General features: G+C 72.6%; 22 protein-coding genes. 11 read left to right on the forward strand and 11 right to left on the reverse strand.

Annotation, left to right across the window (positions count from 1 at the left end):
- Positions 1-23: 23 nt before the first annotated feature.
- The gene (locus GA0074694_RS09180; RefSeq protein ID WP_091455479.1) at positions 24-1,673 is read left to right on the forward strand and encodes a fatty acid--CoA ligase; all 1,650 of its coding nucleotides are present in this window, start codon (positions 24-26) and stop codon (positions 1,671-1,673) included.
- Between the two features lie 203 nt (positions 1,674-1,876).
- Here the strand turns inward: GA0074694_RS09180 and GA0074694_RS09185 are convergent, their stop codons facing one another.
- The 4 genes from GA0074694_RS09185 to GA0074694_RS09200 form a co-directional block, all read right to left on the reverse strand.
- Positions 1,877-2,890, reverse strand: coding sequence for an NADPH:quinone reductase (locus GA0074694_RS09185; protein WP_091455483.1), 1,014 nt, complete (start codon positions 2,888-2,890; stop codon positions 1,877-1,879).
- Positions 2,891-3,074: 184 nt separating this feature from the next.
- Positions 3,075-3,722, reverse strand: a complete 648-nt coding sequence (locus GA0074694_RS09190) for an HAD family hydrolase (RefSeq protein ID WP_091455486.1) — start codon at positions 3,720-3,722, stop codon at positions 3,075-3,077.
- A 47-nt stretch (positions 3,723-3,769) separates the two neighbouring features.
- Positions 3,770-4,594, reverse strand: coding sequence for an SCO6745 family protein (locus GA0074694_RS09195; protein WP_091458890.1), 825 nt, complete (start codon positions 4,592-4,594; stop codon positions 3,770-3,772).
- Positions 4,595-4,872: 278 nt separating this feature from the next.
- Entirely contained in the window at positions 4,873-5,526 is a 654-nt protein-coding gene (locus tag GA0074694_RS09200) for an FKBP-type peptidyl-prolyl cis-trans isomerase (RefSeq protein WP_091455490.1), read from the reverse strand.
- A 150-nt stretch (positions 5,527-5,676) separates the two neighbouring features.
- Between GA0074694_RS09200 and GA0074694_RS09205 the strand changes: the two genes are divergently transcribed.
- A complete protein-coding gene (locus GA0074694_RS09205; RefSeq protein ID WP_091455491.1) occupies positions 5,677-6,069 on the forward strand; it encodes a PPOX class F420-dependent oxidoreductase in 393 nt (130 codons plus the stop codon).
- A 16-nt stretch (positions 6,070-6,085) separates the two neighbouring features.
- Here the strand turns inward: GA0074694_RS09205 and ku are convergent, their stop codons facing one another.
- The gene (ku, locus tag GA0074694_RS09210) at positions 6,086-7,093 is read right to left on the reverse strand and encodes a non-homologous end joining protein Ku (RefSeq protein WP_091455494.1); all 1,008 of its coding nucleotides are present in this window, start codon (positions 7,091-7,093) and stop codon (positions 6,086-6,088) included.
- Positions 7,094-7,180: 87 nt separating this feature from the next.
- Between ku and ligD (GA0074694_RS09215) the strand changes: the two genes are divergently transcribed.
- Together ligD (GA0074694_RS09215) and ligD (GA0074694_RS09220) are read left to right on the forward strand one after the other, a co-directional pair.
- Positions 7,181-8,125 carry a non-homologous end-joining DNA ligase gene (ligD, locus tag GA0074694_RS09215; RefSeq protein ID WP_091455497.1) on the forward strand — a complete coding sequence of 315 codons (945 nt, stop codon included), beginning with the start codon at positions 7,181-7,183 and terminating at the stop codon, positions 8,123-8,125.
- On the forward strand, positions 8,115-9,029 hold the full coding sequence (ligD, locus tag GA0074694_RS09220; protein ID WP_091455501.1) for a non-homologous end-joining DNA ligase: 915 nt from the start codon (positions 8,115-8,117) through the stop codon (positions 9,027-9,029). Before ligD (GA0074694_RS09215) ends, ligD (GA0074694_RS09220) begins: the two co-directional genes overlap by 11 nt.
- Positions 9,030-9,160: 131 nt before the next feature.
- Here the strand turns inward: ligD (GA0074694_RS09220) and GA0074694_RS09225 are convergent, their stop codons facing one another.
- Positions 9,161-10,171: a 3-oxoacyl-ACP synthase III family protein gene (locus tag GA0074694_RS09225; protein ID WP_091455505.1), complete on the reverse strand. Its 1,011-nt coding sequence runs from the start codon at positions 10,169-10,171 to the stop codon at positions 9,161-9,163.
- 604 nt (positions 10,172-10,775) lie between these two features.
- On the opposite strand from GA0074694_RS09225, the gene GA0074694_RS09230 reads away from it, so the two are divergent.
- On the forward strand, positions 10,776-11,033 hold the full coding sequence (locus tag GA0074694_RS09230) for a hypothetical protein (protein ID WP_091455509.1): 258 nt from the start codon (positions 10,776-10,778) through the stop codon (positions 11,031-11,033).
- 99 nt (positions 11,034-11,132) lie between these two features.
- Here the strand turns inward: GA0074694_RS09230 and GA0074694_RS09235 are convergent, their stop codons facing one another.
- Together GA0074694_RS09235 and GA0074694_RS09240 are read right to left on the reverse strand one after the other, a co-directional pair.
- Positions 11,133-11,411, reverse strand: a complete 279-nt coding sequence (locus GA0074694_RS09235) for a hypothetical protein (protein WP_091455513.1) — start codon at positions 11,409-11,411, stop codon at positions 11,133-11,135.
- Positions 11,408-11,725, reverse strand: a complete 318-nt coding sequence (locus GA0074694_RS09240) for a DivIVA domain-containing protein (protein ID WP_091455516.1) — start codon at positions 11,723-11,725, stop codon at positions 11,408-11,410. The genes GA0074694_RS09235 and GA0074694_RS09240 overlap by 4 nt, the downstream gene beginning before the upstream one ends.
- A 378-nt stretch (positions 11,726-12,103) precedes the next feature.
- Between GA0074694_RS09240 and GA0074694_RS09245 the strand changes: the two genes are divergently transcribed.
- Positions 12,104-12,325: a winged helix-turn-helix domain-containing protein gene (locus tag GA0074694_RS09245; RefSeq protein WP_091455521.1), complete on the forward strand. Its 222-nt coding sequence runs from the start codon at positions 12,104-12,106 to the stop codon at positions 12,323-12,325.
- Between the two features lie 158 nt (positions 12,326-12,483).
- A complete protein-coding gene (locus GA0074694_RS09250; protein ID WP_141714005.1) occupies positions 12,484-13,089 on the forward strand; it encodes a hypothetical protein in 606 nt (201 codons plus the stop codon).
- A 119-nt stretch (positions 13,090-13,208) separates the two neighbouring features.
- On the opposite strand, the gene GA0074694_RS09255 is transcribed toward GA0074694_RS09250, so the two are convergent.
- Positions 13,209-14,888, reverse strand: coding sequence for a DNA repair helicase XPB (locus GA0074694_RS09255; protein ID WP_091455528.1), 1,680 nt, complete (start codon positions 14,886-14,888; stop codon positions 13,209-13,211).
- 167 nt (positions 14,889-15,055) lie between these two features.
- Here GA0074694_RS09255 and GA0074694_RS09260 point away from each other — a divergent pair, with 167 nt between their 5' ends.
- Positions 15,056-15,913 carry a L,D-transpeptidase family protein gene (locus tag GA0074694_RS09260; RefSeq protein ID WP_091455531.1) on the forward strand — a complete coding sequence of 286 codons (858 nt, stop codon included), beginning with the start codon at positions 15,056-15,058 and terminating at the stop codon, positions 15,911-15,913.
- Positions 15,914-15,996: 83 nt separating this feature from the next.
- Complete coding sequence (locus GA0074694_RS09265) at positions 15,997-16,233, forward strand: hypothetical protein (protein ID WP_091455534.1); 237 nt, start codon at positions 15,997-15,999, stop codon at positions 16,231-16,233.
- A 4-nt stretch (positions 16,234-16,237) separates the two neighbouring features.
- Here GA0074694_RS09265 and GA0074694_RS09270 read toward each other — a convergent pair whose 3' ends face one another.
- Positions 16,238-18,715 (reverse strand): helicase-associated domain-containing protein, encoded by a 2,478-nt coding sequence (locus tag GA0074694_RS09270; protein ID WP_091455537.1) that lies wholly within the window; start codon positions 18,713-18,715, stop codon positions 16,238-16,240.
- 83 nt (positions 18,716-18,798) lie between these two features.
- Here GA0074694_RS09270 and GA0074694_RS09275 point away from each other — a divergent pair, with 83 nt between their 5' ends.
- Positions 18,799-19,413 (forward strand): HAD family hydrolase, encoded by a 615-nt coding sequence (locus GA0074694_RS09275; protein ID WP_091455539.1) that lies wholly within the window; start codon positions 18,799-18,801, stop codon positions 19,411-19,413.
- A 36-nt stretch (positions 19,414-19,449) separates the two neighbouring features.
- Positions 19,450-19,836 (forward strand): cold-shock protein, encoded by a 387-nt coding sequence (locus GA0074694_RS09280; protein ID WP_091455543.1) that lies wholly within the window; start codon positions 19,450-19,452, stop codon positions 19,834-19,836.
- Here the strand turns inward: GA0074694_RS09280 and GA0074694_RS09285 are convergent.
- The gene (locus tag GA0074694_RS09285) at positions 19,797-20,684 is read right to left on the reverse strand and encodes a 1,4-dihydroxy-6-naphtoate synthase (RefSeq protein WP_091455547.1); all 888 of its coding nucleotides are present in this window, start codon (positions 20,682-20,684) and stop codon (positions 19,797-19,799) included. The two genes, GA0074694_RS09280 and GA0074694_RS09285, sit on opposite strands and share 40 nt — an antisense overlap.
- Positions 20,685-20,918 lie beyond the last annotated feature (234 nt).

The raw sequence follows: 20,918 nt of genomic DNA on the forward strand, positions 1-20,918 counted from the left end.
CGCGCGACACTAGTTTCCTACCCATGCGTAGCACGATGATGGACGCTCCGCTCCAGGTCTCCCGGATCCTCGAGCACGGCGCCACCGTGCACGGCTCGGCCGAGGTGGTCACCTGGACGGGCGCGGAGCCCCGCCGCACGACGTACGCCGAGGTGGCCCGGACGGCGGCCCGGCTCGCCCACGCGCTGCGCGACGAGTGCGGGGTGACCGGCGACGAGCGGGTCGCCACCTTCATGTGGAACAACACCGAGCACCTGGTGGCGTACTTCGCGGTGCCCAGCATGGGCGCGGTGTTGCACACCCTGAACATCCGGCTCTTCCCGGAGCAGCTCGCCTACATCGCCAACCACGCCGAGGACCGGGTGGTGCTGGTCGACGGCACGCTGATCCCGCTGCTGTCCCGGGTGATCGGCGAGATGGTCACCGTGCGGCACGTGGTGGTGGTCGGCGGTGGTGACCCGGCACCGCTGCTGGCGGCGGCCGGCGACCGGATCGCCGTACACCACTGGGACGCGCTGCTGGCCGACCGCCCGGCGGTCTACGACTGGCCGGAGTCCGACGAACGCGACGCGGCGGCGCTCTGCTACACCTCCGGGACCACCGGCCACCCGAAGGGGGTGGCCTACTCGCACCGTTCGATCTACCTGCACTCGCTCCAGATCTGCATGCCGGAGGCGTTCGGGCTGGACGCGACCAGCCGGGAGCTGGTCATCGTGCCGATGTTCCACGCGATGGCCTGGGGGCTGCCCTACGCGGCGTTCACGTCCGGCGCGTCCCTGCTCATGCCGGACCGGTTCCTCCAGGCCGCGCCGATCGCCGAGATGATCGCCGCGGAACGGCCGACGATGGCCGCCGCGGTGCCGACCATCTGGACCGACCTGCTGGCCTACCTGGACACCCACGACGTCGACGTCTCCGGACTGCGGGAGGTCGTGGTCGGCGGCTCGGCCTGCCCGCCGGCCCTGATGCACGCCTTCGGCGAGCGGCACGGCGTCGAGGTGATCCACGCCTGGGGGATGACCGAGACGTCACCGCTCGGTTCGGTGGCCCGCCCACCGGCCGGGGTGGCCGGCGAGGACGCCTGGCGCTACCGCTACACGCAGGGGCGGGTGCACGCCGGGGTGGCCGCCCGGATCGTGGGGCCGGACGGCGAGGTGCTGCCCGCCGACGGCACCTCGGTCGGTGAGCTGGAGGTGCAGGGTCCCTGCGTGACCGCCTGTTACCTCGGTGACGAGACCCCGGACGGGGAGAAGTTCCGCGACGGATGGTTGCGCACCGGCGACGTCGGTACGCTCTCGGCGGACGGCTACATCACGCTGACCGACCGGTCCAAGGACGTGATCAAGTCCGGCGGCGAGTGGATCTCGTCGGTGGAGCTGGAGAACGTCCTGATGGCCCATCCGGCGGTGCTCGAGGCGTGTGTGGTCGGCGTGCCGGACGAGCGCTGGCACGAGCGACCGCTCGCCACGGTGGTGCTCCGCGAGGGGGCCTCGGCCGCGCCGGAAGAGCTGCGCGAGTTCCTCGCCGGGTCGGTGGCGCGGTGGCAGTTGCCGGAGCGTTGGGCGTTCATCGAGGCGGTGCCGAAGACCAGCGTCGGCAAGTTCGACAAGAAGGTGGTCCGCGCCCGGTACGCCGACGGCGCGCTCGCCGTGCACACCGTCACGGTGGTGTAACGGTCTCGCGTGCCACGGCGCATGTAGAGGTAGGGCGAGACTCCTGCTCCCCTCCCCAGGGGCGGCCCCGGCGTTCGCACCGCGCCGGGGCCGCCCGCTCACACGGGTCGTGCCCGCCACTGCATTGTCGCGAAACTTCTTCACGTTCTCCGGCGGTCGGTGGAGTCGTCCCCCGGTCGGCGGAAGCTCCGCCGAATCGCCGCTCAGGCCGCGCTGGTGCTGATCAGCACCTTGCCGACCACCGAGTCCTCCACCACGCGGTGCGCTGCGGCCGTGGCGTCGAGCGGGTAGTGGTGCAGCGGCAGCCCGGCCTCCTGACCCACCCCGACGTGCCCCTGGGCGACCGCCGCCGTCACGTCCGCGATCGCCTGCTCCTTGGCTGGCCAGGGCGTGGTGTAGACGAGGACGAACTGCCAGCGGGCGTTCGGCAGCATCAGCGCCCGGACCGGCAGGGTCACCTCGTCGCCGCCGTCGTCGGCGTAGACGCTGACCACCGCGCCGGTCCGCAGGATCCGTACGTCAGCGGCGGCGTTCCGGGCGGCGGACACCTCCACGACCACGTCTACCCCGTCGGGCGAGATCCGGCGGACCTCCTCGGCCACGTCCTGCTCCCGGTAGTTGATCACATGGTCGGCACCGGCCGCCGCCGCGAGGAGCGCCTTCTCCGGGCCGCTGACCGTGGCGATCACCGTGGCGTCCGCCCAGCGGGCGAGCTGCACCGCCGCGTTCCCCACCGCCCCGGCCCCACCCTGCACCAGCACCACCCGGTCGGTCAGCGCCCCGGCGTGCAGCCGCTGCGGCGTCGTCTCCCCGGCGGTCAGGCAGCGGTGCGCGGTGAGGAACGGGATGCCGAGGCAGGCCCCCAGGTCGAAGGACGCGTCGCCGAGCGGCACCGCCTGCCGGGCCGGCACCACCGTGTACTCGGCGGCGGTGCCCCACCGACGCTGCCAGGACGCCTCCCACACCCAGACCCGCTCGCCGATCAGGTGCCGGTCCAGCCCGTTGCCGACCGCCTCGATCACCCCCGCGCCGTCCTGGCCCGGGGTCTGCCCGCCGTCGGGCACCGCCCAGTTGCGGCGGCCCTTCCAGTCGGTCGGGTTCACCCCGGCGACCGCGAGCCGCACCAGCACCTCCCCGGGACCGGGTTCCGGCACCGGCCGGTCGACCACCTGGAGCACCGAGGGGTCACCGTTGCGCTCGTACACGATCGCCTTCATCCCGTCCTCTCCTCCCGGTCGCGCTGCCGTACCCGGCAGTGCCCCGATCATGCCGGCTTCGGCGGCCCGCCGAGGCCCCGCCGGGGATCGCGCCGGGGCCCGCCGGCCGACGGTGGATCGCGTCGGGGCCGGCCGGCCGCAGGTCGCGTCGGGGTCGCCGGGTTACCGCAGCGCGCGGGGTGGATCAGCCGGCGACGACCTCCGGCGTGAGCGCGTCGATCGACGGGAGCACCACGGCAGCCAGCCGCTCGGCCTCCGGGTCCAGCGGGTACGCCGCGTGCGGCACCGCCACCACCCGCATCCCCGCCGCAGCGGCGGAGCGCACCCCGTTGGAGGAGTCCTCCACCGCCACGCAACGGGCCGGTTCCACGCCGAGGCGCGCGGCCACCGCCAGGTAGACGTCCGGAGCGGGCTTGCCGTGCGCGGTCTCCTCGGTGGAGAGGGTCGCGCCGAACGCGTCGGTCAGGCCGGTCGCGGCCAGCGCCGCCGCGATCAGTCGGGTCGGTGAGGAACTGGCCAGCCCCAGCGGCCAGCGCGCGGCCAGCCGGCGCACCACCTCGTCGGCCCCGTCGATCAGCGGTACGCGCTGCGCGTACCGCCGGGCCATCTCCCCGACCACCTCGGCGGCCACCTGTTCGGCGGTCCGGTCCACGCCCAGGTCGTCGCTGAGGTGGCGGGACCACTCGCCGGTGCTCATCCCCATCAGCCGGCGCTGGGTGTCCGGCTGCCAGGTGCCGCTGTGCGCCGCCACGTATGCGCGGCGGACCTCCTCCCACACCGGCTCGGAGTCCACGATCACGCCGTCCAGGTCGAAGACCACCGCATCCGTCACGGCTCCATCCTGCCGTGCCCGGGGCCGGTCAGGGCCGGCAGGGCGGGTCAGTCCGGCAGGGCCGGCAGGCCGATCGGGTTGCCCGGGGGGATCGTGGTGTGGCACCGGCGGGCCAGCGGGTCGAGCAGCTCCCGGAGCCGCTCCACACGCTCCGCGCCGAGCGCCTGCCACGGGTGGGCGGCGGTCCGATCGGTGGCCTCCTCGACCGCCCGGAACCCGGCCCGGCTCTCCTCGGAGGGCTTCCCCTCTGGGGTCAGCCAGCCGCGCTCGACCAGCCGGCCGTGGGCTGCCCGCCACTGCTCCTCGGTCCAGCCCCGGCCGGTCAGCGTGAACGGCGCCATGCCGTCGGCGACCCGCCAGGCCAGCGTCTCCACCGGGTCGAGGCCGGCGGCGACCAGGGCCGCCACGTGCCCGTCGCCCCGGTGCTCGCGCAGTGTGGTGGCCGCCTGCCAGAGCCGGGCCAGCGGGTACCCGGCGCGCGGCAGGGCGGCGTTCGCCGCGCCCAGCACCCGGCCGCCGGGCTCCACCGCCTCGGCGGCGGCCTCCAGCAGGTCCGCCGCCTCGTCCAGGTGTCCCTCGGGCAGTTCGTACGTCAGCTCGGCGAGCGCCTGCACCGCCCCGGTGAGCCGGGCCCGCAGCGCCTCCGCCGGGGTGACCAGCTGCCAGACGGCCGGTATCGCCCGGCTGACCATGGCCGGGGCGAAGGTGAAGAAGACCGCGATCACCGGTGCGGCGTCGGTCTCGCCCAGCGGCGCCGCCCGCCCGGCGAAGTAGCCACGCCAGTACCCGCGCAGCCCGATCGCCTCGTAGGCGGCCTGGGACCGGGGGTGGAAGTAGGTCACCGCGTGCAGCGGCTCGTAGTGGGTCCACATCAACCGGGCGGTCCGCCCCGGATCGTCCAGTGACGTCACGTGCACCTCCGCGTCCGGCGGGTGGTCACCACGCCGCGCTGCGTGGTGGATCCTGAACTTACTGCCACCGGCCGAGTTGCCGGAAGCCTCCTGTGGTCCACACCGCACGGGACGTTCCGCCGATCCTCGCTGTCGGTGCGTCCGCCCGCCGGGAGTCCGGTGGCGTCCGCTGACGGAGTGCCGGTGCCGGGTGCCGGTGGCGTCCGGCCCGGGTGGGCGGGACGCCACCGGACCGCCGGTCACTGGGCGGCGAGGACGTCCACCACGAAGCGCAGCGGACCGGCGGGCCGACCGCCGGCACCGTCGCCGTACGCCAGCTCGGCCGGGATGTCCAGCTGGACGCGGCTGCCCACGTTCACCCCGACCAGGCCCTGGTCCCAACCCGGGATCACCCGGCCCGCACCGACCTGGAAGGTCCACGGCTGGCCGGTCTTCCAGGAGGCGTCGAACTCCTCGCCGGTGGCGTAGAAGGCCCCGACGTAGTTGACGGTGAGCTGCTGGCCGGCCTTGGTGGCCGGGCCGGTGCCCTTGACCAGCGGGGTGACCGTGAGCTTGGTCAGCTTGCCGGAGCCCTTGGTCACGGCCGGCTTGCTGCCCAGCGCCGGGTCGGTGCCCGGGGGCAGCTGCGGGGCGGTCGCGCCCCCCGCGCCCGCCGAGGCGCTCGCCGACGGGGATGTCGCGGCCTGGTCCGCCGGCTCGTCGTCGCCCCCGAAGACCACGAAGGTCGCCACGATCACGCCGACCACGGCCAGGCCCGCGAGCGCGCCGAGCATCGACTGCCGGCGACGCTTCGCCTCGGCGGCCTTCTGGGCGGCCAGCTTGGCGGCGAGCCGCCGCTCCGACTTGCTCGCCGGGCTCTGGCCCGGGGACCGTTTCTCCGTGCGCTCACTCACGTCGAGGACTCCCTGTAGCGATGAGGTGGGTCGGCACCGGTGCCGGGCCGAAGTCGACGCAAACGGTACCTGGATCGATGTCTCGCAGGCAGGGGCCCAGCAGCGGCGTCGGGCGGGTGCGGGTGCTGGGCCGGCGGTAGATTCGGACCCATGGCGTTCCTCACCGCAGACGACATTGCCCTCCTGAACGAGCCGCAGCTGGCCCACGTGGCCACGATCGAAGCCGACGGCACCCCGCACGTCACCCCGGTCTGGGTCGACACCGACGGCGAGCACGTCGTCTTCAACACCGCCAAGGGGCGGGTGAAGCACCGGAACATGGAGCGCAACCCGGTGGTGGCGATCTCCGTCTCGGACCGGGCGAACGACTACCGGACGCTGTGGATCAAGGGCACCGTCGAGCTGATCACCGAGGGTGCCGACGAGCACATCGACAGGATGGCCAAGAAGTACCTCGGCAAGGACACGTACCCGTTCCACAAGCCGGGGGAGGAGCGCGTGATCGTCAGGGTCACCCCGACGCAGCGGCTCAGCCAGGGCTGACGTACGGCGGCCGGGGTCAGGCCGTCTTGCGGGCCGCCTTCTTCGGCGCGGCCTTCCTGGCCCCGGTCTTCTTCCCGGTCGTTTTCTCCGCCGGTTCGGCCTTCTTCTCCGCGGCTTTCTTCTCCGCCGTCTTCCTCGGGGCGGCCTTCGCGGGGGCCTTCTTCCCCGGGGCCTTCTTCTCGGCCGTCTGCTGCGCCGACCTGGCGGCCGAGATCGGCGTCGGCTCGCCGGCCGCAGGCTGTTCGCCCCGGGCCGCCCGGGCCCGGTCCACGGAGGCCCGGAGCGCGGCCATCAGGTCCACCGCCGCGGCCGGGGCCTCCTCGACCTCCTCCGGCGCGATCACCTCCCGCCCCTCCACCTTGGCGTCGATGACCTCCTGCAATGCCGCCCGGTAGTCGTCGGTGAAGGCGTCCGGCTGGAACTCGCCGGCCATCGAGTCGATCAGCGAGCTGGCCATCGCCAGCTCCGGTGGGCGGACGGTGATGTCCTCGTCCAGGAAACCGAAGTCCGGTTGGCGTATCTCGTCCGGCCAGAGCATGGTGTTGAGCAACAGCACGCCCTCCCGGACCCGCAGGGTGGCGAGCTGTTCCCGCTGACGCAGCGCCACCTTGACGATCGCCACCCGCTCCGCGTCGACCAGGGCGTCCCGCAGCAGCACGTACGGCTTGGTCGCCGTCCCCTCCGGTTCCAGGAAGTACGCCTTGTTGTAGAGGATCGGGTCGACCTGTTCGGCCGGCACGAACTCCAGCACGTCGATCGCGTGCGAGGTGCTCAGCGGCAGGTCGGCGAAGTCGGAGTCGGTCAGCACCACCATCTCGCCGCCGCCGACGTCGTACCCCTTGGCGATGTCGTCGTAGCTGACCTCCTCGCCGCAGACCGAGCAGGTGCGCTTGTACCGGATCCGGCCGCCGTCGGTTCGGTGTACCTGGTGGAAGCGGATGTCCTTCTCCTGGGTGGCGGAGTAGAGCTTCACCGCGATCGAGACCAGACCGAACGAGACGGCCCCCTTCCAGATGGCCCGCATGCTGGCGCTCCTCTCCCCGCTTCTGACCAGGATCGCAAATGATCGAAGATGGCGCGCGCCGTTCGCGGGCGAACTACAGTCACTCACGTGCCGGGGCGCCCGCCGCTGAAGCCGATGCTCGCGACGACCGGACCGCTGCCGGCGGGACCGGAATGGACGTACGAGTTCAAATGGGACGGGGTGCGCGCCCTGGCCGACATCTCCGCGGACGACCAGCGCCTCTACGCCCGCTCAGGCGTGGAGATCACCGCCGCGTACCCGGAACTGGCGAGCCTGCGGGAGCAGGTGGACGACGTCCTGCTCGACGGGGAGGTGGTCCTCCTCGGCACCGCCGGGCAACCGTCGTTCACCGCGTTGGCCGAACGCATGCACGTGCGGGACCGGAACCGGGCGGCGCGGCTGGCGGCGGTGGCTCCGGTGACGTACATGATCTTCGACCTGTTGCGGCTGCGCGGCGCGGACCTGACCGGCTGGCCGTATGCCCGGCGGCGCGCGGAGCTGGAGGCCCTCGGGATCGGCGGCGCGCGGTGGGCGGTGCCGCCGGCCTTCCCGGACGGGCCGGCCACCTACGAGGCGGCCGCTGAACACGGGCTGGAGGGGGTGATGGCCAAGCGCCTCGACGCGCCGTACCGCCCGGGGGTGCGCTCGGCGGACTGGGTGAAGGTCAAGCTGGAGGTGACCGGGGACTTCGTGGTGGGTGGCTGGCGGCCCGGCGCGCGGAAGATCGGCGGGCTGCTGGTCGGGGTGCCCGGCCCGGACGGCCGGCTCGCCTACCGGGGCCGGGTCGGCGGGGGGATCGGGGCGGCCCTGGAGCGGGCGCTCCTGGCCGAGCTGGAGCCGCTGCGCACCACCGGCTCGCCGTTCGGCGGCGACGTGCCCCGGGAGGACGCCCGGGGGGCGATCTGGGTGACGCCGCGGGTGGTGGTCGAGGTGAAGTACGGCCAGCGCACCCCGGACGGTCGACTGCGCTTCCCCCGGGTACTGCGACTGCGTCCGGACAAGCCCCCCGAGGAGGTCGACGATGCCGGGTGAGCGGCTGCGCGTGGAGGTGGAGGGGCGCTCGCTGGAGCTGTCCAACCTGGACAAGGTGCTCTACCCGGACGTCGGGTTCACCAAGGGTGAGGTGATCGACTACTACACCCGGATCGCCCCGGTGCTCCTGCCGCACCTGGCCGACCGGGCACTGACCCGGATCCGCTACCCGAACGGGGTGGCCGACAAGTCGTTCTTCGAGAAGAACAAGCCCGCCGCCACCCCCGACTGGGTACGCGTGGCGACCCTGCCCGCGCCCGGCTCGACCAAGGGTCGGGAGACCATCGACTACGTGGTCGCCGACGACCTGCCCACCCTGGTCTGGCTGGCCAACCTCGCCGCGCTGGAACTGCACACGCCGCAGTGGCGGATCGGGGCGGACCCGGACATGATGGTCGTCGACCTCGATCCGGGGCCGCCGGCCGGACTGCGCGAGTGCAGCCAGGTGGCGGTGCTGATGCGCGACCGGCTCGCCGACGACGGCGTGGACGCCTACCCGAAGACCTCGGGCAAGAAGGGGATGCAGCTCTGCTGCCCGGTGGCCGGCACCCAGTCCGCCGAGGTGGTCTCCGGGTACGCCCACCGCATCGCCCGTGAGCTGGAAGGCGTCCACCCGAAGCTGGTCGTGTCGAAGATGGCGAAGAATCTGCGCCCCGGGAAGGTCTTCATCGACTGGAGCCAGAACAACGCGGCCAAGACGACGGTGGCGCCGTACTCACTGCGGGCCCAGCCGGTGCCCTCGGTCTCCACACCGCTGACCTGGGACGAGGTGGAGGCGGTGGTCGGTGACGGTCGGCGCCGGCTGCGTCAGTTCACCGCCGTCGAGGTCCTGACCCGGGTCGACGAGCACGGCGACCTGCTCGCCCCGCTGCTCGACGGTGGTCCGGAACTGCCCACCCGCTGACGACCCCGGTTGCTACCTGACGTTCGCGCAAGCGCGGGCTCGCCCCTCGCCGTGCAGATCTTGGCCACTTGCCGCTCGATACGGACGGCACGTGTCCAGGATCGCTGCTGTCGGGCGGCAGCGGTGGAGGGTCAGGCAGCGTCGGGGTGCCAGCGGACGGCAGCGGCGGCGGCGAGGTCACCGGCGTGCGCGAAGCCGGCCAGCACCACCAGGTCCCCCGGTCGCGGGCGACCCTGCCGGAGCGTCTCGTGCAGGGTGACCGGCACCGCCGCGCCGAAGAGGTTGCCGTACTCGTCGAAGGTGTCCGGATGCCGCGCCGCGTCGACGCCCAGGGACTCCCGCCAGTTGGCCAGGAAGAGCCGGTTCGGCTGGTTGGTGACCAGCAGGTCGATCGCCGAGGTGGGGACGTCGAGGCGGTCGCAGAGCAGGTTGACCACCTCCGGTACGAGGGCGTTGCCCCGCTCGATGATCTTCCGGACCTTGTCCGGCGTGAACGAGACGTCGAGCTGACTGCGTCCCGGCTCCCAGTAGCGGCGGCCGTCCTCCAGCCGGACACCCATGTCCCCGGCGAACTCGCCGATGTTGCGCAGCTCGATGTCGAGGATCGGCGACTCGTCCCCCACCCGCAGATAGCCGACCCCGCAGCCGTCGCCGGGCACCGAGGCATGCGACCGACGGCGGACCTCGGACTGGGCGAACATCTGCCCGGCGGTGTTCTGCGCGCAGCAGATCAGCGCGGTGCGGGCCTCGCCGGTGCGCAGGATCTGCCGGGCGGTACGGAGCATGTGGACGAAGGAGGCGCAGCCGCCGTTGTGCACGTCCAGGACCCAGCCCGGGTCCTGCCCGAGCCGGTGCGCCACCGCCGCTCCCGCGCCGGTCCACGGCAGGTCGGGCAGTTGGACGTTGGTGAGCAGGACGTCCAGCGGTCCGTCACCCCGGGCGGCGGCGCGGTCCAGCACCGGCCGGGCCGCCTTCTCGATCATGTCCACGGCGGTCTCACCCGGGGCGACGTGCCGGCGGTACCGGGGCGACTTGAACATCACGCTCTCCCGGAGCGCGTCGTCGTCGCCACCGTAGAAGTCCACGGTCACCCGTTGCTCCGGCAGGTAGCTGCCGACGTCCACCAGACTGACCGGGTTCACGCGCCCTCCCGGGCTCGGTGGGGGTGACTGACCAGCCGGAACCGGGGGTCGGGTCTACTCATCGAGGATCGCCCCTGTCGTGCGGTTCTGCGGACGTCCTTCGCTTGGTGATCATCGTCGCCGGGAACCCGGCTCCGCACAAGTAGACCCCCGACGATCGCCGCGCCGGTCGTGGCGTCCCGGCCCGGTCGGGGGACGCCGGGATTGCGGGAACGGTGACCGGGTCCCTTATTGGAACCCACCGTGCACAGTGGACCAGGACAGATGTCATGGTTGGTGCGTGCATTGCGCATGACAAATCAATGCACTGTGCGGATGGTGAAATCAAGGCCCTTCCGTCGAGGCTCGAACCGACCCCGTTCTGGCCGGTGTGGCGCGGTGTCGCGTCCGGCTCGACCCTTCTGAGCTGCCGAGATGTGAATTGCAACCGGTTCGGATGAAGGCGGGGCAAAGGATCGTAGGGCCGTGTCCGGGACTTCGCAAATCGAGAGCACAACTTCACACCGTTGGGCGGACGTTGACGCGGCCGAATGGCTGGCATAACTTTTCCTCAGCCAGCCGGAATGGCACCCGGAAAAGGGTGTCAGAGAGAGGGGAAACAGAAATGGGCCGTATCACCAAGACCCTGCTCGCCACCACCCTGGCCGTCGGTGGGATGTTCGCCGCTGCCGCCCCGGCCTCGGCCAGTGGGGACCTGGTGGACGTCACCGTCGGTGACGTCGTCGTCCTGAACGACGTCGAGGTCGACGTGGCCGCCGCGGTCTGCGGGATCGTCGACGTGAACGCGCTGATCGAGCACCTCAACCAGCACGGCGAGGCCGACTGCCTGGACATCCTCGGCGGCAAGATCGTCAAGAACTGATTCGTCGACCGGTGCCCCGCACCGCTCGCCCGCGAGGGCGACGGTGCGGGGCACCGGCGTTTGTCCGCCGATCCCGCACGGTGCGGGCGATTGCGGGGGTCAGGGCCGCCGGTGCCGGGTCGGACCGGATCGGGCGCAGGGTGCGAGGTGGTCGGTGGGCAGGGTGCACCGGCCCCCGCCGGTCAGTTGCCGGTCACAGAAGACCCGATGCCGTACGCCCTGGGCGTCCTCGGTCGAGACGGTCACCTCTCCGGCGTCGATCCGTGTGGTGAGCAGAGCGAGGGCGCGCGTGGCGGTGCGGGCGAAGATCCGGGCGCGGCTCAGGTCGGGTACGACGACCGGCACGTGGATCACCCATCGTTCCTCGGACGCGGTCATCGCTGGTCCCGGGCGGTCGGGCGCAGGGCGTACGTGGTCTGCCAGTCGCGGAGCGCGTCCTTGATCCGTTTGTTCTCGTCGAGGACGGCGTCCAGCGCCGTCTGCGCGACGGCCAGTTCGTCGGCGACGCGGTGCAGGAACGCGCGTATCTCCTCCGGGTCGAGCCCGTGGCGGCGGGTGGCGAAGCAGCGGGCGCGGACCTGCCAGGGGCGCAACGGTCGGTATGCGGACGGTGGGGCCGCGTTGACGGGGTGCCGGTACGCCGGCCGACGCCGATGCTGCCGGCCGAGCAGGCGACGCAGGAGTGTGCGCATCAGGTGACCGCCCTTCGGGGTGTCCGCTCTCGTCTGTCGAATCTGTCGTTCGGATGGATGGGTGGTCTCCGGCGTTCGGGTCCGCCGGAGACCACCCGGCCCGACCACCGCAGCCCCCATTCCGCAGTACGGCGACCGGACGTGTGGTGTCTGGTGAGGTCGGGTGCTGGCACGGCTGACGAGAGGATTCAGCCGTGCCAGCACTGTGGGCACCCAACCGGGAGGCCGGTTGCCTACCAGGCGATCCGCCGCCAGGAACCCGTCACGAACATACAATGCAAACCATGCAAAGTGCAAGGCTGAGTATGGTTACCACGCAAAGTGTTGGATGGCTGGTGGCGGCCATGGGAAGATCTTGGGGCCTACCAGGAGTTGCCCATGCCCCGAGTCTCAGACCGTCAACGCATCGCCCAAGATATCCGTGACAAGATCGCCTCCGGCGAGTACGGACCCGGTGCGAAACTACCGACGTTGCGCGAGATGATCGCGCAGTACGGCGTCTCGGCAGAGCCTGTCCGTTCCGCCCTGCTCATCCTCCAAGCGGAAGGTCTGGTGGAGGGGCATCAGGGCAAGGGCGTGTTCGTGGCCGACCGTTCCTGAACCCTGGATCCGTGACACTGGTCGGATGACGGTGGTACCCGCCTCTCCGGCGCACGTCGACGGCTTCCTGGCTCCTGCGGCGGAGGTGGAGAACCTATCGGAGCGGATGGCCCGTCACACTGACTGTCATGATGCGGGGGCGTGATCGTGTGCGGTGGGTGGCGACTGGGCCGGTCGTCGGGATGGCGTTGGGTGCCGTCGACTCTGTGGTGAACCATGTGCCGATCTGGCTCGGCGAGGTCGGCACGGCGCGGGCCGAGCGGGGTGCCTGGTCGCAGGCTGCGGAGTTCGCCAGCCTCATCCTCGACGCCGGCTGGGCGTGGGCCGGGACGGCCGTGCTGGTGGGCTGGCTGGTCAGCCGGCACACGCGACCCGCTACGGGCGTGCTGCGCGGCGCGGTGGCCGGGGCCCTCGCGTTGCTCTTCGCCACCACCGCCTACTACGGCATGGATGTGATCTTCGACGGCGGCGCGTGGTGGTACAGGGCGACCCGGTACTGGTTGATCGGCAGCGTGGTGCTCGGCCCTGCGCTCGGGATCGTGGGCGCGTCGATCCGGCGACCCGGTCCGGTCGGGACCCTCGCCGCCCTGCTGGTGCCGGCTGGCGCCGCACTGCAGATGGTGGTCCTGCCTCCGCCGCCGGACAGCCTGATGGCGCAGCCGGTGCGGCTGACCGTCTGGCTGTCGGCGGCGGCGGCCACTGTGTTGATCATGCGTGCGAGGAGCCGTCGGGGGGTTCTGGCCGCGTCGGTCAGGCCGAGCTGAGGCGGGAAACTGCCCCGTCTGTGCGGGCAGCTCCAAAGGACCCGGACCAGGAACCCCCGGGGCTCGGCAGGGCGCGGACCGTCCCGAGCAGGTCTCAGCCGGACCCGCCCGCGCCGGGCTCAGTCGACGGTGGGCAGCTTCGGGCCGAGGACGTCGTCGGCGTCGACGATCGTGTACGCGTACCCCTGCTCGGCGAGGAAGCGCTGCCGGTGGGCGGCGTACTCGGTGTCGATGGTGTCCCGGGAGACCACCGTGTAGAAGTGCGCCTGGCGGCCGTCGGCCTTGGGGCGGAGCACCCGGCCGAGCCGCTGCGCCTCCTCCTGCCGGGAGCCGAACGTGCCGGAGACCTGGATCGCCACCGCCGCCTCGGGCAGGTCGATGGAGAAGTTGCCGACCTTCGAGATGACCAGCGTCCGGATCTCGCCGGAGCGGAAGGCGTCGAAGAGCCGTTCCCGCTCCTTGTTGGTGGTCGAGCCCTGCACGATGGGCGCGTCGAGGTATTCGCCGAGCTGGTGGAGCTGGTCGATGTAGCCGCCGATCACCAGCACCTGCTCGTCCGGGTGCCGCTGCACGAGCGCGCGGACCACCGGGAGCTTGGTCCGGGCGGTCGCCGCCATCCGGTAGCGCTCCTCGCTCTCGGCGGTCGCGTAGGCCAGACGCTCGGCGTCGGTCAGGGTGACCCGTACCTCGGTGCAGAGCGCCGGGGCGATCCAGCCCTGCGCCTCGACGTCCTTCCACGGCGCGTCGAACCGCTTCGGGCCGATCAGGCTAAACACGTCGCCCTCCCGGCCGTCCTCCCGGACCAGCGTGGCGGTGAGGCCGAGCCGGCGACGGGCCTGGAGGTCGGCGGTGAACCGGAAGATCGGCGCGGGCAGCAGGTGCACCTCGTCGTAGATGACCAGGCCCCAGTCGCGGGCTCCGAACAGGTCGAGGTGGGTGAACGCGCCGCCGCGCCGCGAGGTGAGCACCTGGTACGTGGCGATGGTGACCGGGCGGATCTCCTTGCGCTCGCCGGAGTACTCGCCGATCTCGTCCTCGGTCAGCGAGGTGCGGGCGACCAGCTCGCGCTTCCACTGCCGGCCGGCGACCGTGTTGGTGACCAGGATCAGCGTGGTCGCCTTCGCCTCGGCCATCGCCGCCGCCCCGACCAGGGTCTTGCCCGCGCCGCAGGGCAGCACCACCACACCCGATCCACCGGCCCAGAACGCCTCCACCGCCGCCCGCTGGTACGACCGCAGCGTCCACGGCTTCCCGCCGTCCTTGCCGGCCTCGGCCAGCTCGATCGGGTGCGCCTCGCCGTCGACGTATCCGGCCAGGTCCTCGGCTGGCCAGCCGAGCTTGAGCAGGGCCTGCTTGAGCCGACCCCGCTCGGAGGGGTGCACCGCGATCGTGTCGTCGTCGAGCTTCGCGCCGAGCATTCCGGCGAGCTTCTTGCTCTTGGCGACCTCGATCAGCACCAACCGGTCCAGCGCCCGCAGCACCAGCCCGTGCACCGGATCGTTGGCGAGCTGGAGCCGGCCGTACCGGTCCATGGTTTCGGCCACGTCGACCAGCAACGCGTGCGGCACGGGGTAGCGGGAGTACTTGAGCAGGGCGTCGACCACACCCTCGGCGTCGTGCCCGGCGGCTCGGGCGTTCCACAGCCCGAGCGGGGTGAGCCGATAGGTGTGCACGTGTTCGGGGGAGCGCTCCAGCTCCGCGAAGGGCGCGATGGCCATCCGGCAGGCCTGGGCGTCCGGGTGGTCGATCTCCAGCAGCAGGGTCTTGTCCGACTGCACGATCAGTGGTCCACCGCTCACGCCGGGTCCTCCCGCTCTCACCAGGTCTTACGTCGCCCGACGGCCTCCGGGGCGACCATCCAGTCTTGCACGCGGCGGGATCAGGCAGAAAAATTCACCACAGGGTGCAACCTTCGCGGCACTCGCATACGTCTAGCGAAGGGACGGCTGCGCCCCTAGGAGGACACATGAACAGAGTTCGGTCCACCATCGGGGTCGCCGCCCTGGCAGTGGTCACGCTGGTCGGTGCGGGCGCGTGCGCGCTCGACCCGCAGGCTGATCCGGCCGGCGACGATCTCGCCGCGGTCAGCGTGTCGGGTGGGTTATCGGGGGAGCGCGCCTCGCCCGGCTCCGACCAGCTGACCGCCCCGATACCCGCCAGGAAGGCGACCGCGACACTCGGCACCACCCGCACCACCGTCCAGACCACCTCGAACAAGACCACGGCCAGCAGCACCTGCCCCCAGGGTGAGTACCAGAGGGCCGTCGAGACGTACCTCGCCAAGCTGGGCACCTTCGGCAAGGTCATCGTGGACGGCAAGCAGTCCGCCACCGACTGCGCCGCGATCAAGAAGTTCCAGCAGCGGTACGACATCCGTCCCGTCCAGGGTCGCGCCGGACCCACCACTCACGACGTGTCGAAGCGGCTGGCCACCACGAACGTGAAGAGCTGCAAGACCGGCTCCGGTGTCACGTTCTGCATCGACCTGACCCGGCAGACCACCTGGGCCATGCGCGACGGCAAGGTGGTCATCCCACCGACGGTGACCCGGACCGGGATGCGCGGCTACGCCACCCCGACCGGCACCTACAAGATCAACAAGCGGAACATCAAGGAGTGGTCGAACCCGTACGAGGTGTGGCTGCCGTACTGGCAGCGCTTCGTGGGTGGCATCGGCTACCACCAGACCACGACCTACCTGCACGACAAGTCGATCGGCTCGCACGGCTGCATCAACCTGCTCCCGGCCGACGCCAAGCGGTTCTGGGACTGGGGCAAGGTCGGCTACCGGGTGGTCGTCTTCGGCCGCCGGCCCGGCACCTGATCCGATCCGACCGCGTCCACCCTGTCACTTCGTCCCCTCAGGTGACAGGGTGGACGCGGGGGGCGGCGACGGGAGGTCAGCAGATGACGGTCGACCGGGACACCACCGCCGGGACGTCGACCGTGTCCACCGCGACCGTGGTGGCGTACGCGGTGGCCGGCGCTGCGGTCCTCGGCTGGTTCCTCTTCGGCTGGCTCGTGCTCCGGCAGGGATTCGTCGACTCGGTCGGCGAGTCGGCCGGGGCGGCCTTCGCCCTGCTGCTGATCGTCTCGATCGTCGGCACCGTCCGGCGCGGCCGACGCCGCCCGCCGGCCGGTTGAGCAGCTACTCCTCCCGCACCGCCGCGGTGATCCGGTGCAGCGCGAAGGTGTGCAGCATCTCCGTCCGGTCGTCCTCGGCGCGTAGGTAACCCGCCCCGATCGACACCGGACGCACCAGCCGGGACGCGGTGGCGCCGTGCGCGTCCACGTACCCCACCCAGACCAGGGCCTTGTCCCGCACCGCCTGTTGCAGCACCGCCAGTGTGTCCCGGTGACCCGGCACCGCGGCCGGGCCGCCCCCCTCCGGTGCCACGCCACGCAGCACCGACGGAGCCCGGCGGGCCGCCCGCGCCGCCGCCTCGCCCCGCCGGATCTGCTCCACGATGCCGAGCAGCCGGGGCGGGGTGAGCCGGGGCCCGGCCAGCGGGTCGACCGAGCGGGTGGACACCGGCATCCGGGCGGGGGCCCGGCGCGCCTTCGGTCGGGCCAGCACCGCCGCACCGGCCGGGTCCTCCGGTACCGGCGCGTAGCCGGCGTCGCGCAGCGCCCCCAGCATCCGCCCCACCTGGTACGGCGTCACCAGCACGGTCGGGGCGAGGCGGCGCAGCGAGAGCGACTCCAACCGCCGGTCGGCGAGCACCTCGACCAGCAGCGCCTCGTCGTCGCTGCGCAGGTACGCCCCGGCCGAACCGACCCGCAACCCGCCGTGCCGACGGGCCATGTCGTCCACCAGGTACGTCAGCCCCTGCGGGACCGGGGTCCGGGACCGGCGACGGAACAGGTCGTGCAGGTCCTCGGCGGACCAGCCGGCATCCAGGGCCCGGCGGACGCTCGCCGTGGTGACCCGGTGCACGCTCGCCCCGCCGGCCGACTCGTGCTCGGCGACCACGTCCAGTTCGGCGGCGAGCGTCGGCTCCGGTGGACCCGGCACCACCACGGTCAGGTCGGCCTGGACGAGGAAGTGGTCGACCGGCTCGGGGAGCAGCGCGTCCAGGGCCCGGACAGCGGTCGACTGCTCGTCGGGATCGGTGCGCACCCCCAGCGGGTCGTCGGTCCCTGTTCCTCCCTGGGACTCCGTGTCAACCAGCAGCAGCCGCCCGTATGAGGTGAGCGTCCCGAGACCGGTCACGCCCAGCGTGGCCGCCTCCGCCAGAACCTCCCGGTGCGCCGTCTCCCGTCCCCGGCTGCGCCGGGGTGCCCGCCAGTCGAGCAGCCCCAGCACCTCGTCGGGGGTGGGGGCGGTAGCCGGGGGCAGGTCGGCGAGGACGCCGAGCACGGCCCGGCGGGCGGCCGGCGCGCCGGCTCGTTCCGCCTCGGCGGAGAGCGCGCTGATCGGCCGGTCCCGGTCGTCCCGCTGCCCGACCAGCCCGACCTGCCGGGTCATGGTCAGCCAGGCGCGGGCCAGTTGCTCCCAGCGCCGGGCCAGCGAGACCGCCCGCCACACCTCGTACCCGCCGGTGGGCAGGACCTGCTGGTCGGCCCCGTACCGGGTGGTGGTCGCCCCGGGCAGATCCAGCTCGCCGAGCAGCCCGGCCGCGTACGCCGTCTCCAGCAGCAGCGCCGTGGTCGCCTCGTCCAGCCCCGTGCCCTTGGCCAGCCGGCGCAGGTCCCGCACCCCGACCCCGCCGGTCCGCAGCACCGGCGCCGGGTCGGCGGCCAGCGCGTCCAGCAACGCCTCGGTGTGGCGGACCACCTCCATGGCCTGTCCGGCCCCGGCGTTGTCCACGACCTTCGGCTCCCGGGTCGCGGCGGCCACCGCCGGCGGTTCGGTCCGCAACGGACCGAGCGGACCGGTCTCCCGACGCAGCAGCAGGCCGACCTCGCGGGGCAGTTCCACCGCGCCCGCCCCGCCGGACTCCGCCCCGGAGACCGGCACCAGCAACCGGTGGTCGACCAGCCAGCGCACCGGGGAGCCGGTGGGCGCGCCACCGTTGGTCAGGTCGGCGGGGACGACGTCCTCCACTCCGGTGGCGGGGGCACGCAGCGCACCCGGAGGCACCGTGCCGACCGGTGGGCCGGCGGCGAGCCGGTCCAGGATCGCCCGCGCCGAGGGGGGAGCGGCCAGCAGCGTCCGCCGCAGCTTCGCCGGGTCGGCGCAGAGCGTGGCCGTGGCCGGGTCCAGCTCCGCCGCCGGCCGGCCCAGCCCCGCCGGGTGCGCGGAGACCTCGTCCACACTCGGCACCACGTGCAGGTCGTGCTCCGGGCCGTACAGCAGGAAGAGCTCGCGCAGCCGGGACAGGGCGGTGCGGACGGCGGTCGGCGCGGGTGGGCGCGGACCGGCGGTGGCCATCGCGAGCACCGTCTCGACGGAGGTGCCACCGCCGTCGGGACGCCGGGTCAGGCGGGCGGCGTCGAGGATCTGGAGGGTGAACTGGTCCAACCCGTCGAGCGCGCGGGCCACCGAGACCCGCGACTGCGCCCGGACGGCGAGGGCCGAGAGGTCGGCGGGGACCGGTACGACGAGGTCCGGCCGCCGGGCGAGCAGCGCGGCGAGCGCCTCGTCGCCGAGGGTGCGCAGGTGGTCCGCGAGTGAGGTGGTCATCGTCGTTCCACGCTAGCCGGCCGAAGGGTGGTCCCGCCCCTCGGACGTCCGGCCGGTATCCCCGCCGACGGTAGGTTCACGGCATGTCCCCTCTGACAGTCGGGTTCGATCTCGACATGACCCTGGTCGACTCACGTCCCGGCATCGCCGCCACCTTCCGGGCGCTCACCGCCCGCACCGGGGTGCCGGTGGACGTCGAGTCCGCGGTGGCCCGGCTCGGGCCGCCGCTGCGTACCGAGATCGCCCGCTGGTTCCCGCCGGCGGAGGTCGATTCGATGGTCACCCTCTACCGCAAGCTCTACCCGGCGTACGCGATCACCCCGACGGTGCCGCTGCCCGGCGCGGTCGCCGCCCTCGACGCCGTCCGTGCCCACGGCGGACGGGTCCTGGTGGTCACCGCGAAACTCGGCCGGCTGGCCCGGCTGCACCTGGACCACCTCGGGCTGGCCGTCGACGAGCTGGTCGGCGACCTGTTCGCCGAGGAGAAGGCGACCGCGCTGGTCACCCACGGCGCGACCCACTACGTCGGCGACCACGTGGCGGACATGGTGGCCGCCCGGACGGCCCGGATCCCGGGGATCGGGGTGGCGACCGGCCCGTGCTCGGCCGAGGAACTGCGCGCCGCCGGAGCCGACCTGGTACTCGACGATCTCACCGGATTCCCAGCGGCGACGGGGCGGTTGATCCGGCTAGCCTGAGGGGAGTAGACGTCTCAACGAAGCAGGGGTTCTCAGGTGCCGACGGGTCGAGTGAAGTGGTATGACGCGGCCAAGGGATACGGGTTCGTCACCAGTGACGAAGGTGGCGACGTGTTCCTGCCCAAGGGCGCGCTGCCGGCAGGGGTCACCGATCTGAAGGGCGGCCAGCGCGTCGATTTCAGCGTCGTGGACAGCCGCCGGGGCGCGCAGGCGATGGGGGTCAAGCTGCTCGACGCCCCGCCGTCCGTTGCGGAGCTGCGCCGCCGGCCGGCGGAGGAGCTGCACGGACTGGTCGAGGATATGATCAAGGTGCTGGAGGCCAAGGTCCAGCCGGACCTGCGGCGGGGCCGCTTCCCGGACCGGAAGACCGCGCAGAAGATCGCTCAGCTCGTCCACGCGGTCGCGCGCGAGCTGGAGGTCTGAGGCACGAGCCCGGCGTCGGCGGCCCGGCGCAGCAGCGCCTCCACGGCGGCGAAACCGTCCGCTCCCAGGTCGGCGGTGAATTCGTTGACGTAGAGGCCGATGTGCCGGTCCACCACGTCGGGCTCCATCTCCTGGGCATGGGTTAGCACGTAGTCCCGGGTGGCCGCCGGGTCGGCCCACGCCCGCTCCACCGAGGCGCGGATCCACCCGGCGGCGGCCTGCGGGTCCACCACGCCGCGCTTCGCCAGGATCGCCCCGAGCGGGATCGGCAGGCCCGCGGTGCGCTCCCACCATTCGCCCAGGTCGACCAGAGCGGTCAACCCGTGTCGGGGGTACGTGAACCGGGCCTCGTGGATCACCAGGCCGGCGTCGTACCGGCCGGCGGCCACGCCCGGCATGATCTCGTGGAACGGCACCACCTCGATCCGCGCCGGCGGCCGTTCGGCCGACCAGAGCCGGAACAGCAGGTACGCCGTCGTCCGGTCACCCGGTACGGCGACCGTCGCGCCGCTGAGGTCGCCCGTGCTGCCGAGGTCGCCCCCGCTCGCCTCGCCGGGGTCGCCCGCGCCCGCCTCGCCGGTTCCGGGGCGGGTGAGCAGCAGCGGGCCGCACCCTCGGCCGAGCGCCCCGCCGCAGGGCAGCAGGTGATAGTCCTCCAGCAGCCACGGCAGTGCCCCGTAGCTCACCTTGACCAGGTCGAACGCCCCCCGCTCGGCGGCGGTGTTGGTGACGTCCACATCGGCGTAGGTCACCTCGACCGGCGGTGCGCCGGGCACGAGGCCGTGCACCAGCGCGTGGAACACGAAGGTGTCGTTGGGGCAGGGCGAGATCGCCAGCGAGAGCGCCACGCCTTCACGGTAGCCCGTTGACCTGGCACTCCGGCCGCGCCCCCGGGCCGGGCTGCCGCCCTCCTCGGCCGGGCTGCCGCCCTCCTCGGCCGGGCTGCCGCCTCCCTCGGCCGGGCTGCCGGTTGGTCCGGATGGTAGGTCCCTGCTCCTCGGCGACATGCCCTTGGCGCGCTTTGGAGCTGCCCGCACAGACGGGGCAGCTCGAAAGGGCTCGACCGATAACCACCTCCACCG

This window comes from Micromonospora inyonensis, from assembly GCF_900091415.1.
Classification (GTDB): Bacteria; Actinomycetota; Actinomycetes; order Mycobacteriales; family Micromonosporaceae; genus Micromonospora; species Micromonospora inyonensis.

Coding starts and splice junctions, on each gene's coding strand:
- GA0074694_RS09180 (WP_091455479.1), top strand. CDS start 24: ATGCGTAGCACGATGATGGACGCTCCGCTCCAGGTCTCCCGGATCCTC.
- GA0074694_RS09185 (WP_091455483.1), bottom strand. CDS start 2,890: ATGAAGGCGATCGTGTACGAGCGCAACGGTGACCCCTCGGTGCTCCAG.
- GA0074694_RS09195 (WP_091458890.1), bottom strand. CDS start 4,594: ATGTGGACCCACTACGAGCCGCTGCACGCGGTGACCTACTTCCACCCC.
- GA0074694_RS09205 (WP_091455491.1), top strand. CDS start 5,677: ATGGCGTTCCTCACCGCAGACGACATTGCCCTCCTGAACGAGCCGCAG.
- ku (WP_091455494.1), bottom strand. CDS start 7,093: ATGCGGGCCATCTGGAAGGGGGCCGTCTCGTTCGGTCTGGTCTCGATC.
- ligD (WP_091455501.1), top strand. CDS start 8,115: ATGCCGGGTGAGCGGCTGCGCGTGGAGGTGGAGGGGCGCTCGCTGGAG.
- GA0074694_RS09230 (WP_091455509.1), top strand. CDS start 10,776: ATGGGCCGTATCACCAAGACCCTGCTCGCCACCACCCTGGCCGTCGGT.
- GA0074694_RS09235 (WP_091455513.1), bottom strand. CDS start 11,411: ATGACCGCGTCCGAGGAACGATGGGTGATCCACGTGCCGGTCGTCGTA.
- GA0074694_RS09240 (WP_091455516.1), bottom strand. CDS start 11,725: ATGCGCACACTCCTGCGTCGCCTGCTCGGCCGGCAGCATCGGCGTCGG.
- GA0074694_RS09245 (WP_091455521.1), top strand. CDS start 12,104: ATGCCCCGAGTCTCAGACCGTCAACGCATCGCCCAAGATATCCGTGAC.
- GA0074694_RS09260 (WP_091455531.1), top strand. CDS start 15,056: ATGAACAGAGTTCGGTCCACCATCGGGGTCGCCGCCCTGGCAGTGGTC.
- GA0074694_RS09265 (WP_091455534.1), top strand. CDS start 15,997: ATGACGGTCGACCGGGACACCACCGCCGGGACGTCGACCGTGTCCACC.
- GA0074694_RS09270 (WP_091455537.1), bottom strand. CDS start 18,715: ATGACCACCTCACTCGCGGACCACCTGCGCACCCTCGGCGACGAGGCG.
- GA0074694_RS09275 (WP_091455539.1), top strand. CDS start 18,799: ATGTCCCCTCTGACAGTCGGGTTCGATCTCGACATGACCCTGGTCGAC.